Below are 15,723 nucleotides of genomic sequence, written 5' to 3'. Positions count from 1 at the left end.
CATGCCTCTGTCCGAACGGCTGATGGCCGCACAGCGCGACCGGAACCGCGCGACTTCAACTGCCACCAGCGAACCCGAGACCAGGGCCACGAACGGGCGATCACCGGCACGAGTGTCACCACGGGACCCGTTCGGCGAGCTGAAGCGCGTAGTGCACATGCAGCTGGTCAACGCGCTGGGCCCGCAACTCTACGACGTCAACATGACCCAGAGCGAGCTCGAGCAGCAGGTCCGCACCGCTCTGCAGACGGCCATCGCCACGACCGACCAGCCCATGTCGGGCTCGGACCGCACCCGCATCATCCAGGAGATCGCCGACGACATCCTCGGCTACGGCCCGTTGGAGCCACTGCTGCGCGACCCGGACCTCAACGAGGTGATGGTCAACAGCGCGGACAACATCTTCGTAGAGCGCGGCGGACGCCTCACCCGCGTGGACGTCGCTTTCGCCGACGAGGCGCACCTGCGCCGGACCATCGACAAGATCGTAGGAAAAATCGGCCGCCGTGTCGACGAGACCAGCCCGATGGTCGACGCCCGTCTGCCTGACGGCAGCCGGGTCAACGCGATCATCCCGCCGCTGGCGCTGGACGGCTCGAAGCTGACCATCCGCAAGTTCTCGGAGGACCCGTACACCGTCGAGGACCTCATTTCCTTCGACACCCTGACCAGGCCGGCCGCGGACCTGTTGTCCGCATGCGTCCGGGGCCGGCTGAACATCCTAGTCTCGGGCGGCACCGGCGCCGGCAAGACCACGACGCTCAACGTGCTGTCGTCATTCATTCCGGCCGACGAGCGGATCGTGACCATCGAGGACGCCGCCGAGCTGCGGCTTCACCAGGAGCACGTGTTGCGGCTCGAGTCCCGCCCCGCGAACATCGAGGGCAAAGGAGCGGTGACGATCCGCGACCTGGTGCGTAACTCACTACGCATGCGGCCCGACAGAATCGTCGTCGGTGAGATCCGTGACGCAGCGGCACTCGACATGCTCCAGGCGATGAACACGGGTCACGACGGTTCTCTGTCGACAGTCCACGCCAACAGCCCCCGCGATGCCCTCTCCCGCGTGGAGACCATGGTGATGATGGCTGGGATGGACCTCCCGGTGAAGGCGATCCGAGAGCAGTCATCCAGTGCGATCGACCTGATCATCCAGCAGACCCGGCTGAAGGACGGCACCCGGCGCCTCACCGCGATCACCGAGGTGGTGGGCATGGAGGGTGACATCGTCACGCTCCAGGACGTCTTCCTGTTCGACTACCACGCCGGGTACGACGAGGACGGGCGGGCTCAGGGGCATCTGCGGGCCACAGGCCTGCGGCCACGCTTCCTCGACAGACTCGCAGACCACAACGTCCGCGTCGACCCCACGCTCTTCGCACCAGCGGGGGCACTGCGATGACCGTGCGCTCCCTGCTACGTGGCACCGCTGCCGCGGGGCTGATCTCCTTGTCCATGTTCGCTGCGCCCTCGCAAGCAGCTGACGGGATCGACATCGGGCACAGCGAGGTCGCGGACGACGGCACCGTGTCGCTGCTCCTCAACGCCGATCACCTTCCGGTCGGCGCCCATCCCGACCTGGCCAGCATCAAGGTCACCGTCGACGGCAAGCCCGTCGAGGCCACGGCCACCACCGTCCAGGCGGGTGAGGTCGTCCGAACCACCGTGCTGGCCCTGGACACCAGCGACAGCATGCGCGGGGCACGCATCAAGGAGGCCAAGGCGGCCGCGGAGGCCTTCCTCGACGCGGCGCCGCCGGACGTGCGCATCGGGTTGCTGACGTTCTCCGACAGGGTCCACGACGTCATCGCGCCCACGAGCGATCGTGACGCGCTGGCCTCGGCGATCGAACGGATCCGGCTCACGAGAGGCACGCACGTCTACGACGCCGTCGTCCAGGCCGTGAACCTGTCGGGAGATGACGGAGCGCGGTCCGTCCTGCTGCTCACTGACGGTGCGGACACCGGCAGCGGCAGCTCCCTCGACCAGGCGCTCGCCGCGGCCAAGGGACACGACACCTCCGTCGACGTGGTCGCACTCGACCAGAGCTCCCGGGATCGAACGGTACTGTCTAGGATCACCGCCGGCAGCGGTGGCAGTGTTATCCGTGCGGCGGAAGCCTCGGCCCTGAAGTCGGTCTTCCGGGCCGAGGCGGACGCGCTCGCCAGCCAGTTGCTGGTCCGCTTCCCGCGCCCGGCCACTGCGCCCAAGGACGTCGAGCTGGACGTCTCGCTCGCGGCAGGTGGGACGACGTACGACGACTCGGCCTTCGTCTCCCTTGGGCGCGCTAGTGCGGACGGACCGACCCTGATTGAAGGCGGCAAATCCCTGCTCGGCCGGGGCGCCATGCTGGCCGGCGCAGCGGCGCTGGGCCTCGGCCTCGCCGTCATCCTTGGCGTGGTACTTGCCGGTTCGAGAGGCCTGTCGGAATCCCAGAAGCGGATCGGGGCCTACCTCGGTGAGAGCGTTCCGAGCGCTGGTCCGGCCGGTCTCAAGGACTCCGCCGTCGCCTTCACCGAGACCTTGGTCAAGGGCGACTTCGAGACCCGGCTCTCCCAGCGCCTCAACGCCGCTGGCATTTCATACACGGCGGCCGAGTGGATCCTGCTGAACGCGGGGATCGCGGTGGCGTCAGGCCTCGTTGGGTTCGTGTTGGGCGGCGGCGCGCTGCTGATGCTCGCGCTCGTGGCTGGAGCGGTCCTGCCGATCACGTACCTGAAGTTCAAGCACAGCCGTCGGCTCGCGGCGTTCGGTGCTCATCTCCCCGAGACGCTGACCTTGATGTCCGGCGGCCTTTCGGCGGGTCTTTCGATGGCCCAGGCGGTGGACACAGTCGTCCAGGAGGGACACGAACCGATGGCGGGCGAGCTGCGCCGTGCGCTAGTCGAGCACCGTCTGGGCATCCGCCTCGAGGACACACTGGAGGGGGTGGCAGAGCGGATGGAGAGCGAGGATTTCGGCTGGGTGGTCATGGCGATCCGGATCCAGCGTGAGGTCGGCGGCAATCTGTCCGAGATTCTCAACACGGTGGCGGAGACCCTGCGTGAGCGCGAGTACCTGCGCAGGCAGGTCAGGAGCCTGAGCGCTGAAGGGCGGATCTCGGCCTGGATCCTCGGCGCCCTGCCTGCGGTGATGTTCGTCTACATGTTCTTCGCGAACCGCGACTACGTATCTGTCTTCTACACCGAGTTCATCGGCTGGCTGATGATCGGAGTGGCTGGCGTGCTGCTCGCCATCGGCGCCTTCTTCATGTCCCGACTCGTGAAGGTGGAGATCTGAGATGTCCCCGACGATTGTGTTGTTCATTGGCGGGCTCCTCGTCCTCGTCGGCATTACTCTCTCCCTGTCTCTGATCGGCGTGGTGACCGCCGAGCGTCGCGGTGTGGCGCGATCCCTCACGGCCGTTCAGGCGCTCGATGCGGCGCCTGTCTTGCTCAAGGCCGACCTGGACAAGCCGTTCTCCGAGCGGGTCGTCGCACCCCTCGGCGAGCGCCTCGTGGGCGTCGGCCGTCGCATCATGCGCGCAGGCACGGCCGAGCGAATCCAGCACAGGCTCGACATCGCCGGAAACCCGCCCGCCTGGGACGTGAACCGCATCATCGGCTTGAAGGTCCTCGGCCTTCTGGTGATCGGTGTCCTCGCGTTCCTCTGGACGGCGGGCAGCCAGTCTCTTCTCACCACCACCGTGTCGACTGCCGGCCTCGGTTCCTTCGGCTATGTGCTGCCCAACATCTTGGTCTACAACGCTGGTCAGAAGCGGGAGACTCTCATGCAACGGGCCCTGCCGGACGCACTAGACCTGCTCACGATCTCGGTGGAGGCCGGACTCGGTTTCGACGCAGCCGTGATGCGGGTCGCCAGGAACACCGAAGGGCCTCTTGCGCAGGAATTCTCCAGGCTGCTGCAGGAGATGCAGCTCGGTGTTGGTCGCATGGAGGCCATGCGGGCGATGGCCGAACGGACCACACTCGCCGACCTCAAGTCCTTCTGTCTCGCGATGGTGCAGGCGGACCAGCTCGGCATCCCCATCGGCCGCGTGCTGCGGATCCAGAGCCACGAGATGCGGGTCAAGCGCCGCCAGCGAGCCGAGGAGAAGGCGCAGAAGGTTCCGGTCAAGATCATGGTCCCTCTGGTGTTGTTCATCCTGCCCTGCCTGTTCATTGTCGTGATCGGGCCAGGCGTGCTCAGGATCGTGGCGGTATTCTCGCGATGAGCTACATCAGGAACGCGACCGGGCTCCGACGTTCGATGTCCGCGGCGAGACCCGTGCCCGGCTCACCCCCCTCGTGGCGGCTGAACACTGCGGTTCGCATCTTTGCCCTTGCGTTCGTCGTCGGACAGGTGGTCGATCGAGGTCTCGCGGGCTCCCTGGGCATCGTCCTCGTGGGACTCGCTATCGTCGGCGGCACCTGTTGCATCTGCGAGTTGCAGGCCGCCGGGCGTACGCCGTGGCTCTCCGTCGCCGAGGGCGTCATGGTCGGACTCCTGATCGGCATGGCTGACGTCCGGGCCGATGCCCTTCACCTCTATCTGGCGATTCCCGCCGTAGCGGCCGGTCTCGCCTCTGGCCGACTGGCCACTGCCAACACGTGGCTCGTCACGGCGCTCTCGTGGCTGACCGCCGAGGCGGCGGCGGGACCTGCCGGTGACCTGGCCGGGCAGCTGACCAGCGCGCTGCCGTGGCTGGGCATCGGCCTGGGCGTTGCCCTGCTCGCGGCGCAGCAGTCCAGGTCCCTGCGCACTCTGGCGGCAGCGCAGGCGCCATACGCCGCTGCGCATCGTCTCGTCGGACAGCTCCACACGCTGGTCCGCGACTTCCCTGCGGTACTCGACGTGGCCACGCAGGCACGGGCGATCCGCGAGGCGGTCGACGGGGCGATTGGCGGGGCGATTGACGGGAAGTGCTCGGTGGTGCTTGTGCGCGGCCGAGCGGGAATCGCGGCCGCGTCACCCAGCGGTCCGCTCGCTCCCACGGACGAAGAGACCGGCCGTCTCTGCGCCCTCTACGGCCGGCGCCTCCAGCGGCCCGGCGCCACGGCCTTGCCGCTCCGCGTGGGACCGCACGTCATCGGCGCGGTCGTCCTGGGCCAGTCGCGCTCGCTCACCTCAGCACAGCTTGAAGCCACCCAGCAACTGCTCGACGAGCACGCCATCCGCCTCGAGACGGCTCTGCTCGTCGACGAGGTGCGGATTGTCGCCACGGCCGAGGAGCGCAACCGGCTGGCCCGCGACATCCACGATGGCATAGCCCAACGCGTAGTGTCCTTGGGGTATCTGGCGGACGAGGTCGCCGCAACGAGCGGCGACCCACTGGCTCGTCAGGCGGCGGAAGCGCTCAGGTCTGAGTTCACCAAACTGATCAGCGAGTTGCGGTTCTCGGTCTTCGACCTCCGCCAGGACGTCGACGAGGCTGCGGGTGTGTCGGCCGCCCTGTCCGAGTACGTGCAGGAACTCAGTACTCACAGCGAGCTGCGTGTGCATCTGACGCTCGATGAGCGTGAGGCTCGGCTGCCCCGCCGCACTGAGACCGAGCTACTGCGGATCGCCCAAGAGGCGATCGGAAACGTCCACAAGCACGCCCGCGCAATCAACGTGTGGGTCAACCTCCGCACCATCGGCAGCGACCTCCAGCTGGTCGTCGAGGACGACGGCGTCGGAGGCGCAATCCCGCGGACCGGCCACTACGGCATGCACACGATGCGCGAGCGCGCCGAGCGCATCGATGCTGATCTTGAGATTGGCAACCGCCAGGACGGCGGCACGATCGTGACCATCCGGTCGCGGTCCAGAGCAGCAGGCACGAACGGGGAACAGCATGACCAGCGTCTTGCTCGTCGATGACCACGAACTCATCCGCCAGGGACTTTGTCGCGCCTTCGAGCGCGAGGGCGAAGATCTTTGCGTCGTCGCGCAGGCTGGGAGCGTGGCCGAGGGCTTGGCCGCTTGGCGGACCGCTCGCCCAGATGTGGTGGTCACCGACCTGCAAATGCCGGACGGTACCGGCCTCGACATCGTGCGCAGCATCAGGGCGGAGAGTGAGTCCACTGGGCTGGTGATGCTCACGATGCACACAGGCGACGTCCAGATCTTCGCGGCCATGGAGGCCGGCGTGTCAGCCTTCCTCAACAAGGAGGCTCGGGCCTCCGAGGTCGTCGGCGCGGCCAGACATGCGGCTAGGGCACCCCGCAGTTTCCTGTGTTCCGGCCTGGCCGGCGCAGTCATGCGCCGCGCGTCAACCGCGTCTTCACAGCTCTCACCGCGAGAGCAAGAGATCCTCGTGCTTCTCGCGGACGGGCTGAAGGCCAGCGACATCGCGCAGCGCCTCTACCTAGGGGAGTCGACGGTCAAGACGCACATCGCACACCTCTACGACAAACTCGGGGCCTCCAACCGCGCACAAGTCCTGGTGACTGCCATGCGTCGAGGTCTCCTCATGGAGACCCTGACGGCAGCCGGCTGACGACTGTCAGCCATCGCGAGCCGTCCGACCCGCAAGGGTCGGGCGGTTCGCGACATTTCAGGTGACCTCAAGTGCTGACCGCCGAAAGTCTCCGGGGAATGGCCGATTCGCGGCCGCGACCTAGTCATTTCTAACCATGCTGATCGAGACGAGTACCGGATTCGCAAGGCCCAGGCGCTGACGAAGATTGTCCTCAGACGGGTTCCAGTGGGGGGCTCGGGAAACTCAGAAGATTCCGAAAGGGAAATCCCATGATCGAGAAGCTGCAGTTCATGACCATCATGTTCATCAACGACCTCAAGGCCAAGCGCGACGAGCGCGGCGCCACCGCCGTGGAGTACGGCCTGATGGTCTCTCTGATCGCCGCCGCGATCGTGGCGACCGTGATCCTGCTCGGCACGAAGCTGGACCAGACGTTCGCCTTCGTCAACGGCAAGCTTCCCGCGCACCCGTGATCTGAAGCTCCAGGTGAGGCTGGCATCGCACACACGTGCGGCGCCGGCCTCGTCGCCTTTGCGAGCAACGGCCCCGGACCTGAGAGCGGAAACCGCATTCCTATCTTGTTCCGCACCTTCAGAGGTATCCACAAAGTTAGTGGTCATTCCGGCGCTTCACACATGGCCCGACCTGACTAGGGATCCCAATACGAGCGTCCGATACCTGAGTCCCAGTTTCGGGAAAGAATCAATGTCAAACGGGCCAAACCGAGTGCCCGTGAACTCCAACCCATTTCGAAGGGAATTACCATGGTTGAGAAGCTGCAGTTCATGACCATCATGCTCATCAACGACCTCAAGGCCAAGCGCGAGGAGCGTGGCGCCACCGCAGTGGAGTACGGCCTGATGGTCTCCCTGATCGCCGCCGCGATCGTGGCGACCGTGATCCTGCTCGGCACGAAGCTGGACCAGACATTCGCCTTCGTCAACAACCAGATGCCCGCGCACCCGTGACCTGAAGCCCCGGAGTTAAGGCCGGCGTCGCCGATTTGCGACGTCGGCCTTGGCGCTTCCCGACCGAGAACGGTCAGCACCCGGTCGGCCCAAAAGTGACTACTGCGCTCAAGACGAACACCTGATGCCTTGTCCGACTTCGCAGCGCACCATTGACTTCAGACGAGTCAGTGGGGGCTCGACGGGGCTCGGGGTGAAAGGGTCCGGAACGGCGAAAATCGTCGTTCCGGACCCTCATCCACACGATGGTGGTAGACACCGTCCCGTGAGTTGCTGATCCCCTAGGCCGCAATTCACACGACCGGCGCCGTACGTGAGTGCGGCGCCGTTTCGTTTGCCAGCTCCGGGGCATCTGCGAGGGCGTGAGATCCTCACGGCCATGGAGATCGTGCCGACGGAACGGCCGAACGCCTACGTGCTCCGCGTCGACGGGGCGGACCAGTCCCACGTCGACCTCGACGATCCCACCCGGCTCGAGTTCGACTATGTACGCCGAATGGGCGACGTGCTGGACGCCCGGATGCCGGGGGGCGAACCACTGCGAATCGTCCATGTGGGCGGGGCGGCGATGACCCTGCCCCGATACGTCGCCACCACCCGGCCGCGGTCGTCGCAGATCGTGCTCGAGCCCGCGGCCGAGCTGACCGAACTGGTCCGCAGCGAGCTTCCGCTCCCCCGCCGCAGCGGCATCAAGGTGCGGCCGGTGCACGGACGCGCGGGCGCCGCCGAGCTCCGCGAGGACTCCGCCGATGTGGTGATCCTGGACGCTTTCGACGGCGCCCGGGTCCCGGCGGACCTGGTCACGACCGAGTACTTCACCTCGGTGTCGCGGGCACTCACCGACAGCGGCTGGTTCCTCCTCAACCTCACCGACCGTGCCCCGTTTGCGTGGACCCGGCGCGTGATCGCCGGGCTACGTACGGTCTTCGCCGAGCTGATGGTGAGCGCGGAGCCCGCCACCTTGCGGGGTCGCCGGTTCGGCAACCTGTTGGTCGTCACCTCCCGCGCGTCGGTGCCGGTCACTTCGCTCCGGCAGCGAGCCGCATCCTCGGCGGCGCCGTACCGGGTGCTCGACGCTGGCCAGGTCAGCAGCTCGCTCGGCGGCGGGATGCCGTTCACCGACGACGACACCCGGCCGTCGCCGCTCCCCCAGGATCGCTGATCAGACCTTCTCCGCGTGGTGCCGCACCAGCAACCAGCAGCCGTCCTCCGAGCGACGCCAGGTCTCGAGGAACATCGCCTGTGCCGGCGGGCGGTCGGCGTCGCCCCAGTGGTGGATGATCCGGTACGACGCCACCGCCTCGTCGGCGCTCCGCTCGAGGATCGTGAGGTCGGCGAGCTCCCAGCGGCACCCCTGCTTGCCGAGGATCCCGGCCGCCTCCTGGGTCCCCGCCAGCCACTCCTCGCCCGACTCGGCGCGCCAGACTCCCCCGTCGAACTTGGGTGAGTACTGCGCGGCCACGAGGTCGGGGTGGATGTCACGGATCCGCGAGTTCGCCGGGATCTCGCCCAGGTCCCACATCACGTTGTGCTCGTCCATCAGCGTGTTGAGCACGGCGGTCAGCTCGGTGGTCACGTCCATGGCCGCACACTAGGGGTCGGCTGGTAGCCAAGCCACGGAATCCGGAGGCCTCAGCGCACCTGCGCACTGTCGTGCGAGACCTTGAGGCCCGAGGTGTCGACCGCGACGAACGCCTTCGCCGGGATGCGCTTGAGGTCGGCGACCAGCCGGTCCGGCCAGTGCCGGTTCCGCTCGCCCTGGAAGAACCACGGCGAGCCGTTGTCGGCCAGCACCAGGCCGTAGGTCTTCATCGCCCGGATGACTGCCTTGGCACCACCCGAGAAACCAGTCGTCGAGAAGCCGGCGCGCAGCCGGAACCGGGCGCCCATCGGCGGGTAGGCGAGGCTGTCGCGAGACCCGGCGTCGTGACGAGCCGGCCAGAGGTGATGCTGGCTGGTCACGTCGGTGGTGAACCGGATCGCATGGTCGACGTCGCGCGCCCTCACCTCGTTCCAGCGCAGCAGCCCGGGCAGGATCGGCAGCCCGGCGGCGTCGGCCGACGTCCACCCGTCGGGACGCAGGTCGTTGCTCCCCAAGGACCACACCGCGCCCGATCCGGCGCGCCAGCGCCCGTCCCGGACCCGGGTGTTCCAGGTCTCGTAGAGCCGGCACGCCCCCTTGTCGACGACGACCGCATGCTTGTCGCCCGCAGAGCCGCGACCGCCCTCGATCCGGGTGTCCCGCCCCAAGGGGTAGCGCACCCGGTCGCTCTCGGCGGCGTAGTCGAACCGCACGCGCACCCGCCGGTGCGCGTGCCCGACCACGGTCACCGGGATGCCGTAGTCCGGCCCGGCGCCGTACGACGGGCCGAAGTCCGGGTGCAGATCCCGGTCGGTCGACATGTGCGAGAGCCACTGCCGGCTGCGCGGGTGCACCGGCAGGTCGCGGATGTCGGCGTGCCAGTAGTTGTCGGCCGGGAAGACCCGGCAGCCAGTCCCTGCCACCGGCCTGGCGGACGGTGACCCGCCCACCGCGACAGCGGACGAAGTCAGCAGCGACGCCACAAGGACGAGCGGGGTGAGCACTCCGAGAGGTCGCACCCCGCAGACGCTAGCGCCTCCGCTTCTCCCGCGGCCGCTGCTGCAGCACGATCGGGGTGCCGACGAAGCCGAACTCCTCGCGCAGCCGCCGCTCGATGTAACGCTCGTACGACGCCTCGAGCTTGCCGCTGGTGAACAGGACGAACGTCGGCGGCGCGACCGAGGTCTGGGTGCCGAACATGATCTTCGGCTGCTTGCCGCCACGCACCGGGTGCGGGTGCTCGGCGACGAGACGCCCGAGGAACGAGTTCAAGTTGCCGGTGGAGATCCGGGTCTCCCAGCCCTGCAGCGCCTTGTCCAGCGCCGGCACCAGCCGGTCGACGTGCCAGCCGGTGCGCGCGGTCACGTTGATCCGAGGCGCCCACTGCACCTGCACCAGCTCGCGCTCGATCTCGCGCTCGAGGTAGTAGCGGCGCTCCTCGTCGACGAGGTCCCACTTGTTGAACGCGATGACCAGGGCCCGGCCGGCCTCGCGGATGGTCTGGATGATCCGCAGGTCCTGCTCGGAGATGGTCTGGCCGCCGTCGATGACCAGCACCGCGACCTCGGCCCGGTCGATCGCGGTCGAGGTGCGCAGCGAGGCGTAGTACTCGTGACCGGACGCCTCCTTGACCCGCTTGCGGATGCCCGCGGTGTCGATGAACCGCCAGGTCCGTCCGCCCAGCTCGATCAGCTCGTCAACCGGGTCGACGGTGGTGCCGGCGACGTTGTCCACGACGACGCGGTCCTCGCGGGCCAGCTTGTTCAGCAGCGAGGACTTGCCGACGTTCGGCTTGCCGACGATCGCGATCCGGCGCGGCCCGCCGACCTCGGTGTCCCGCTCCGGCGGCGGCTCGGGCAGCGCGGCCAGGACGGCGTCGAGCATGTCGCCCGAGCCGCGGCCGTGCAGTCCGGAGACCGGGTACGGCTCGCCCAGGCCCAGGTTCCACAGCCCCCACGCCTCGGCCTCGGTGCGCTGGTCGTCGACCTTGTTGGCGGCCAGCACGACCGGCTTCTTCGAGGCACGCAGGATCTTCACGACCGCCTCGTCGGCGTCGGTGATGCCGACGGTCGCGTCGACCACGAAGAGCACCGCGTCGGCCAGGCTCACCGCGATCTCGGCCTGGGCGGCGATCCGCTCGGCGAGGCCGCGGGCGTCGGGGTCCCAGCCGCCGGTGTCGACGACGGTGAAGGCGCGGCCGGCCCAGTCCGCGTCGTACGAGACGCGGTCGCGGGTGACGCCGGGCACGTCCTCGACGACCGCCTCGCGGCGGCCGATGATCCGGTTGACGATCGTCGACTTGCCCACGTTCGGGCGGCCGACGACGGCGAGCACGGGGACCGGCCCCAGCGCCTCCGGTGCGGAGGACTCCTCCGGGGTGGCGGTGGACAGGTCGGGACCGTCGGTCATGGTGCTCCTTGCTCGGTGACCCCGGTGGCGGGGTCGGGTTCGACTTCAGCGGCGGGCAGCGGACCGGGCAGGTCGCGGCCGGTCGACGCGCGGGCGTGGTCCAGGTGGACCAGCATGTGCTCCCGTACCAACACCGAGGCCCGCTCGACTTGTTCCTGCGTGCGCGGCCAGGGTGCCGCGTCCAGGGTGTACGGCGTGCCGAACACGAGGTCCACCGCTCCCCCGCGCGGCGGCAGCGAGTCGGTGTGGCCGCCGGGCTCGCGGGAGCCGAAGATGACCACCGGCACGACCGGCGCCCCCGACGCCAGCGCGAAGTACGCCGTACCCCGGTGGAAGCGCGCCAGGTCACCGGCGCCGCGGCGACCCTCGGGGAAGATGCCGACCGCGCCCCCGTCGCGCAGCACCCGCAGGCAGGTCTTCACCGCGGCGGGGTCGGTGTGGAAGCGGTCCAGCGGGATCTGGCCAGAGGCGCGCAGGAACCGGCCGAGCCGGCCGCGGAACATCTCGACCTTGGTCAGCGCGTGCACCGGGCGGGGCGCGAAGATCGCCAGCAGCGGCCCGTCCGCGACCCCGATGTGGTTGCTGGCGAAGATCACCCCGCCGTGCCGCGGCACCGACTCCACGCCGTGCAGGCGCACCGCGAAGCGGCGCCGGATCAGGGCGCGCGCCAGCGGCCGCAGCGGCGAGTACAGGAAGAGGCGGACGGGGTGCCGGACCCGGTCGCTGTGCGGCAGCTCGGTGTGGGCGGACCCGGACGAGGGCAGGGTCACGCGGGTGCCTCCACCGCCTCGACGAGCGCGACCACGAGGCCGATCACCTCGTCCAGGGTGAACGGCGTGGTGTCGATGTGCACCGCCCCGTCGGCCATCACCAGCGGCGCCGTCGCCCGTCCGGAGTCGATCTTGTCCCGGGCCAGCAGGGACTCCTGCGTGGCGGAGACATCGGACCCGCCTTCCTCGGCGGCCCGGCGCAGCGCCCGGGCGGCCGGGTCGGCGGTGAGGTAGACCTTCACCGGGGCGTCCGGCGCCACCACGGAGCCGATGTCGCGGCCCTCGACCACGATCCCCCCGGGCGCGGCCGCGATCACGGCGCGCTGCAGCTGGAGCAGCCGGGCCCGCACCTCCGGCACGACGCTCACCGGGGAGACGGCGCCGGTGACATCCTCGCCGCGGATCGCGGTCGCCACGTCCGTGCCGTCCACGGTGATGGTGGGCGCGGACGGGTCGGTGCCGGACACGATCTCCGGCTCACCCACCCGGGCCGCCACGGCGGCTGCGTCGTGCACGTCCACGCCCTGGCGCAGCATCCACCAGGTCATCGCGCGGAACATCGCGCCGGTGTCGAGGTAGCGCAGGCCCAGCCGGACCGCGACGCCACGCGAGGTGCTCGACTTGCCCGACCCGGACGGTCCGTCGATCGCGACGACCAGCCCCGTGGCGGGGGTCCCGGACGTGGGGGCGCTGCTGGACACGGTCGGCCTGCCTTCGGTGCTCGGTGAAAAAACTGCAGCCCGCAGCCTACCGGTGGGTCACCCATCCACGGGATTCGAGCGAGCCCAGCAGGTGCTCGGCCCGGGCCTCCTCCACCAGCAGCTCCACCAGTCCCACGGGGCGCCCGGGGTCGTGGTCGATCCGGACGTCCTCGATGTTGACCCCGGAGGCGCCCGCGTCCGCGAACAGCCGGGCCAGCTCGCCCGGGTGGTCCGGCACCGACACGAACACCGACTGCATCGGCCGCGTCGGCCCGCCGTGCTTGCCCGGGATGGCGCGGGTGCCCGCGACGCCCCGGTCCAGCAGCGCGGCCAGGTCGTCGCGTGAGCCGGTCGACACCGCGTCGATGAGCAGCTCCAGCTGGCCGCGCACCTCCCCCAGCAGCTTCAGGACCGCCGCGGCGTTCCCGCTGACGATCTGCTGCCACAGCGCCGGGTCGCCCGCCGCGATCCGGGTGACGTCACGGACGCCCTGGCCGGACAGCGCGAGGTGGGCGGGCGGCGCGTCGGCGAGGCGCCCGGCGACGAGTACGGCGAGCAGGTGCGGCACGTGGGAGATCCGGGCCACCGCCACGTCGTGCTCGTCGGGAGCCATCGTCACCGCCGTGGCGCCGCACAGCTCGGCCAGCGCCACCACGGCCGTCACCGCGCCGGGGTCGGCCCCCGGGTGCGGGGTGACCGCCCAGGGACGCCCGTCGAAGAGGGACGAGGACCCCGCCAACGGGCCGGACCGCTCCGAGCCCGCCATCGGGTGCGACCCGACGTACCGCTCGATGCCCGGCGTGCCGGCCGCCCGCAGCCGCGCCAGGGGCTCGCTCTTGACGCTGCCCACGTCGGTGACCACCGCGCCCGGGAAGGAGGTCAGCGCCCGGGCGATCTCCTGCCCCAGCAGGTCCGGCGGAACGGCGACCACCACGAGGGCCGGCTCGCCGGCCGGGGGCGCGGGGACGCCGGCCCCCAGCCCGGAGGCGGTGCGCACGTTCTCCTGGTTGACGTCGGCGAGCCAGACCTCGACCCCGTGGCGGCGCAGCGCCAGCCCGATCGAGGTGCCGAGGAGCCCGGCACCGACGACCAGCACCGGCCCACCGAACGGCCCGTCACTCATCGTCGGGCACCGAGCGGACGCGGGTGAGGTCCTTGCGCAGCGCCGCGGCACCGTGCAGGTAGACGTGGGTGATGTCCGCGCGCGGCAGGTCGGTCTCGACGTGCGCCATCATCCGGACCACCCTGGGCATCGACCCCGCGATCTCCAGCTCCCGGGCGCAGAGCAGCGGCACGTCCCCGAAGCCGAGCCGCCGCGCGGCGTACGCCGGGAACTCCGCGACCAGGTCGGAGGTCGCGGTGAAGATGACCGAGATGAAGTCGTCGACCTCGAGGCCGTTGGCCTCCATCACGTCGGTGACCATCTCGGCGACCCGCTCGAGCATGTGGTCGCGCGAGTCCTCCTCGAGCTGGGTCGCGCCCCGGACCGCTCGCACCGCCACGTCTCCTCCTCGCCTCGGGACACCTCAGGAGCCCCAAGGCTAACGAGACCGCGCCCGGGCGGCCGACCACCGACCGTCAGGTGGGCTGGTAGTCCCCGAAGGACCAGACGTTCCCCTCGGGATCGGCCACCGAGGCACCCCGCCCGCCGTAGTCCTGGTCCACCGGAGCGCGCAGCGAGCGCCCACCCGCGGCCAGGGCGGCGTCGTGGGCGCCGTCCGGGTCGTCGGTGACGAGGTACGCCGCTCCCGTGCCGGGCTGCTTGGTCAGGTCGTTGCCGTCGCGGTGGCTGCCGAACATGATCCCGCCGCCGGGCGGCCAGAGCATCTCGGCGTGGACCACGACCCCGGGATCGGTGTCGTCGCGGTAGATCGCGTGCTCGGTGAAGCTGATCGCCTTCAGCCAGCCGATCATCGCGTCGGCGTCCCGGAAGGCCAGGCTGTGCCAGAGGTGGACGGTGCTCGCGTCGGTCATGGAAGCTCCTCTCGTCGGGCCCTCAGCCTCGCCCGCCGACTCCCCCGCCGTCTTGAAGGAACGGGAACTCCTCGCGGAGCCAGGTCGTCGGCGTGCAGCCGGCCATCGCGGTCCACTCGCGGGTCAGGTGCGACTGGTCGGCGTACCCGGCGTCGCTCGCCACGCCGGCGAGGTCGGCCCGTCCCCGCGCGGCGTGGCGCGCCAGCACGTCCCGGCTGCGCTCGAAGCGGGCGATGCGCTGGTACTCCTTCGGCGCCAACCCGCACTCCTCGCGGACGAGCGTGCCCAGACGGCGGCGGCTGTAGCCCACCTCGGCGGCGACGTCCTGCACGCGCGCTCCGCGAGTCAGGCGCGCGAGCGCCCACTCCACCTCGCGGCGCGGTGCCGCCTCACCGTGCCGGGCGAGGGCGGCGAGAAGCGCGCCCTCCACCACCCGGAGCCCGGCGGTGGGCGACGTGGTGGCCGCCAGCCAGTCGGGGAGGTCGGCGAGCCCGGGAGCGACCTCGTCCAGCTCGAGCAGCTCGCGGGACAGCTCCGGAGCCGGTACGCCGAGCAGCGCGCGGGCGCCGGCCGGGGTCAGCGCCAACTGGAGGCCACGCTGGTGCCCGCCGTGGTGGATCTCGGCGGGCCCGGAGTGCAGCCCCGAGACCGTGGACCAGCGCGCGCCGCGGGTGGTCCGGTCCCCCGCCCACCCCACGTCCAGCGGCTCCCCCACCGGCAGCACGAGCGTGAGCGTGGTCGACGGCAGGCCCCGGTGGACGCCCGGGGCGCCCAGGTCGACGTCGTACACGTGCAGGGCGGCGACGTACGGCCGCAGCGCTTCCGCCAGCCGCCAGAGTCGGGGTGGCTGCGTCGTCGCGCGTCCGCTCACGCCTCC

17 protein-coding genes are annotated in these 15,723 nt (G+C 70.0%); 8 read left to right on the top strand and 9 right to left on the bottom strand.

What is annotated here, in order from left to right; translation table 11 throughout:
- Position 1: 1 nt before the first annotated feature.
- The 8 genes from ABD268_RS15685 (at position 2) to ABD268_RS15650 (ending at position 8,572) form a co-directional block, all read left to right on the top strand.
- Positions 2 to 1,402, top strand: coding sequence for a TadA family conjugal transfer-associated ATPase (locus ABD268_RS15685; protein WP_344154171.1), 1,401 nt, complete (start codon positions 2 to 4; stop codon positions 1,400 to 1,402).
- Positions 1,399 to 3,279 carry a type II secretion system F family protein gene (locus ABD268_RS15680; RefSeq protein ID WP_344154168.1) on the top strand — a complete coding sequence of 627 codons (1,881 nt, stop codon included), beginning with the start codon at positions 1,399 to 1,401 and terminating at the stop codon, positions 3,277 to 3,279. The genes ABD268_RS15685 and ABD268_RS15680 overlap by 4 nt, the downstream gene beginning before the upstream one ends.
- Position 3,280: 1 nt before the next feature.
- Positions 3,281 to 4,213: a type II secretion system F family protein gene (locus ABD268_RS15675; protein ID WP_344154165.1), complete on the top strand. Its 933-nt coding sequence runs from the start codon at positions 3,281 to 3,283 to the stop codon at positions 4,211 to 4,213.
- Positions 4,210 to 5,841, top strand: coding sequence for a sensor histidine kinase (locus ABD268_RS15670; RefSeq protein WP_344154162.1), 1,632 nt, complete (start codon positions 4,210 to 4,212; stop codon positions 5,839 to 5,841). The genes ABD268_RS15675 and ABD268_RS15670 overlap by 4 nt, the downstream gene beginning before the upstream one ends.
- The gene (locus ABD268_RS15665) at positions 5,816 to 6,460 is read left to right on the top strand and encodes a response regulator (RefSeq protein ID WP_344154159.1); all 645 of its coding nucleotides are present in this window, start codon (positions 5,816 to 5,818) and stop codon (positions 6,458 to 6,460) included. The genes ABD268_RS15670 and ABD268_RS15665 overlap by 26 nt, the downstream gene beginning before the upstream one ends.
- A 251-nt stretch (positions 6,461 to 6,711) precedes the next feature.
- Positions 6,712 to 6,915 carry a Flp family type IVb pilin gene (locus ABD268_RS15660; protein WP_344154156.1) on the top strand — a complete coding sequence of 68 codons (204 nt, stop codon included), beginning with the start codon at positions 6,712 to 6,714 and terminating at the stop codon, positions 6,913 to 6,915.
- 291 nt (positions 6,916 to 7,206) lie between these two features.
- On the top strand, positions 7,207 to 7,410 hold the full coding sequence (locus ABD268_RS15655; protein WP_344154153.1) for a Flp family type IVb pilin: 204 nt from the start codon (positions 7,207 to 7,209) through the stop codon (positions 7,408 to 7,410).
- A gap of 379 nt (positions 7,411 to 7,789) precedes the next feature.
- Complete coding sequence (locus ABD268_RS15650; RefSeq protein WP_425573743.1) at positions 7,790 to 8,572, top strand: spermidine synthase; 783 nt, start codon at positions 7,790 to 7,792, stop codon at positions 8,570 to 8,572.
- Here the strand turns inward: ABD268_RS15650 and ABD268_RS15645 are convergent, their stop codons facing one another.
- The 9 genes from ABD268_RS15645 to ABD268_RS15605 form a co-directional block, all read right to left on the bottom strand.
- The gene (locus ABD268_RS15645) at positions 8,573 to 8,992 is read right to left on the bottom strand and encodes a hypothetical protein (protein WP_344154147.1); all 420 of its coding nucleotides are present in this window, start codon (positions 8,990 to 8,992) and stop codon (positions 8,573 to 8,575) included.
- Positions 8,993 to 9,042: 50 nt separating this feature from the next.
- Positions 9,043 to 9,915 (bottom strand): hypothetical protein, encoded by an 873-nt coding sequence (locus tag ABD268_RS15640; RefSeq protein ID WP_344154144.1) that lies wholly within the window; start codon positions 9,913 to 9,915, stop codon positions 9,043 to 9,045.
- A gap of 106 nt (positions 9,916 to 10,021) precedes the next feature.
- Positions 10,022 to 11,401 (bottom strand): ribosome biogenesis GTPase Der, encoded by a 1,380-nt coding sequence (gene der, locus ABD268_RS15635; RefSeq protein WP_344154141.1) that lies wholly within the window; start codon positions 11,399 to 11,401, stop codon positions 10,022 to 10,024.
- A complete protein-coding gene (locus ABD268_RS15630; RefSeq protein ID WP_344154139.1) occupies positions 11,398 to 12,171 on the bottom strand; it encodes a lysophospholipid acyltransferase family protein in 774 nt (257 codons plus the stop codon). Before ABD268_RS15630 ends, der begins: the two co-directional genes overlap by 4 nt.
- Entirely contained in the window at positions 12,168 to 12,872 is a 705-nt protein-coding gene (cmk, locus tag ABD268_RS15625) for a (d)CMP kinase (protein WP_344154136.1), read from the bottom strand. The genes ABD268_RS15630 and cmk overlap by 4 nt, the downstream gene beginning before the upstream one ends.
- A gap of 46 nt (positions 12,873 to 12,918) precedes the next feature.
- On the bottom strand, positions 12,919 to 13,995 hold the full coding sequence (locus tag ABD268_RS15620) for a prephenate dehydrogenase (RefSeq protein WP_344154133.1): 1,077 nt from the start codon (positions 13,993 to 13,995) through the stop codon (positions 12,919 to 12,921).
- Complete coding sequence (gene aroH, locus ABD268_RS15615; RefSeq protein ID WP_344154130.1) at positions 13,988 to 14,374, bottom strand: chorismate mutase; 387 nt, start codon at positions 14,372 to 14,374, stop codon at positions 13,988 to 13,990. Before aroH ends, ABD268_RS15620 begins: the two co-directional genes overlap by 8 nt.
- A 76-nt stretch (positions 14,375 to 14,450) precedes the next feature.
- On the bottom strand, positions 14,451 to 14,846 hold the full coding sequence (locus tag ABD268_RS15610) for a VOC family protein (protein WP_344154127.1): 396 nt from the start codon (positions 14,844 to 14,846) through the stop codon (positions 14,451 to 14,453).
- Between the two features lie 22 nt (positions 14,847 to 14,868).
- Positions 14,869 to 15,717: a helix-turn-helix domain-containing protein gene (locus ABD268_RS15605; RefSeq protein WP_344154124.1), complete on the bottom strand. Its 849-nt coding sequence runs from the start codon at positions 15,715 to 15,717 to the stop codon at positions 14,869 to 14,871.
- Positions 15,718 to 15,723 lie beyond the last annotated feature (6 nt).

It is taken from the genome of Nocardioides koreensis (assembly GCF_039531775.1).
Classification (GTDB): domain Bacteria; phylum Actinomycetota; class Actinomycetes; order Propionibacteriales; family Nocardioidaceae; genus Nocardioides; species Nocardioides koreensis.
Note: the sequence above shows the minus strand (reverse complement) of the source record. Positions and strands in the feature narration are given on the sequence as shown.

Coding starts and splice junctions, on each gene's coding strand:
- ABD268_RS15655 (WP_344154153.1), top strand. CDS start 7,207: ATGGTTGAGAAGCTGCAGTTCATGACCATCATGCTCATCAACGACCTC.
- ABD268_RS15645 (WP_344154147.1), bottom strand. CDS start 8,992: ATGGACGTGACCACCGAGCTGACCGCCGTGCTCAACACGCTGATGGAC.
- ABD268_RS15670 (WP_344154162.1), top strand. CDS start 4,210: ATGAGCTACATCAGGAACGCGACCGGGCTCCGACGTTCGATGTCCGCG.
- ABD268_RS15650 (WP_425573743.1), top strand. CDS start 7,790: ATGGAGATCGTGCCGACGGAACGGCCGAACGCCTACGTGCTCCGCGTC.
- ABD268_RS15680 (WP_344154168.1), top strand. CDS start 1,399: ATGACCGTGCGCTCCCTGCTACGTGGCACCGCTGCCGCGGGGCTGATC.
- der (WP_344154141.1), bottom strand. CDS start 11,401: ATGACCGACGGTCCCGACCTGTCCACCGCCACCCCGGAGGAGTCCTCC.
- ABD268_RS15620 (WP_344154133.1), bottom strand. CDS start 13,995: ATGAGTGACGGGCCGTTCGGTGGGCCGGTGCTGGTCGTCGGTGCCGGG.
- ABD268_RS15665 (WP_344154159.1), top strand. CDS start 5,816: ATGACCAGCGTCTTGCTCGTCGATGACCACGAACTCATCCGCCAGGGA.
- ABD268_RS15685 (WP_344154171.1), top strand. CDS start 2: ATGCCTCTGTCCGAACGGCTGATGGCCGCACAGCGCGACCGGAACCGC.
- ABD268_RS15610 (WP_344154127.1), bottom strand. CDS start 14,846: ATGACCGACGCGAGCACCGTCCACCTCTGGCACAGCCTGGCCTTCCGG.
- ABD268_RS15675 (WP_344154165.1), top strand. CDS start 3,281: ATGTCCCCGACGATTGTGTTGTTCATTGGCGGGCTCCTCGTCCTCGTC.
- ABD268_RS15660 (WP_344154156.1), top strand. CDS start 6,712: ATGATCGAGAAGCTGCAGTTCATGACCATCATGTTCATCAACGACCTC.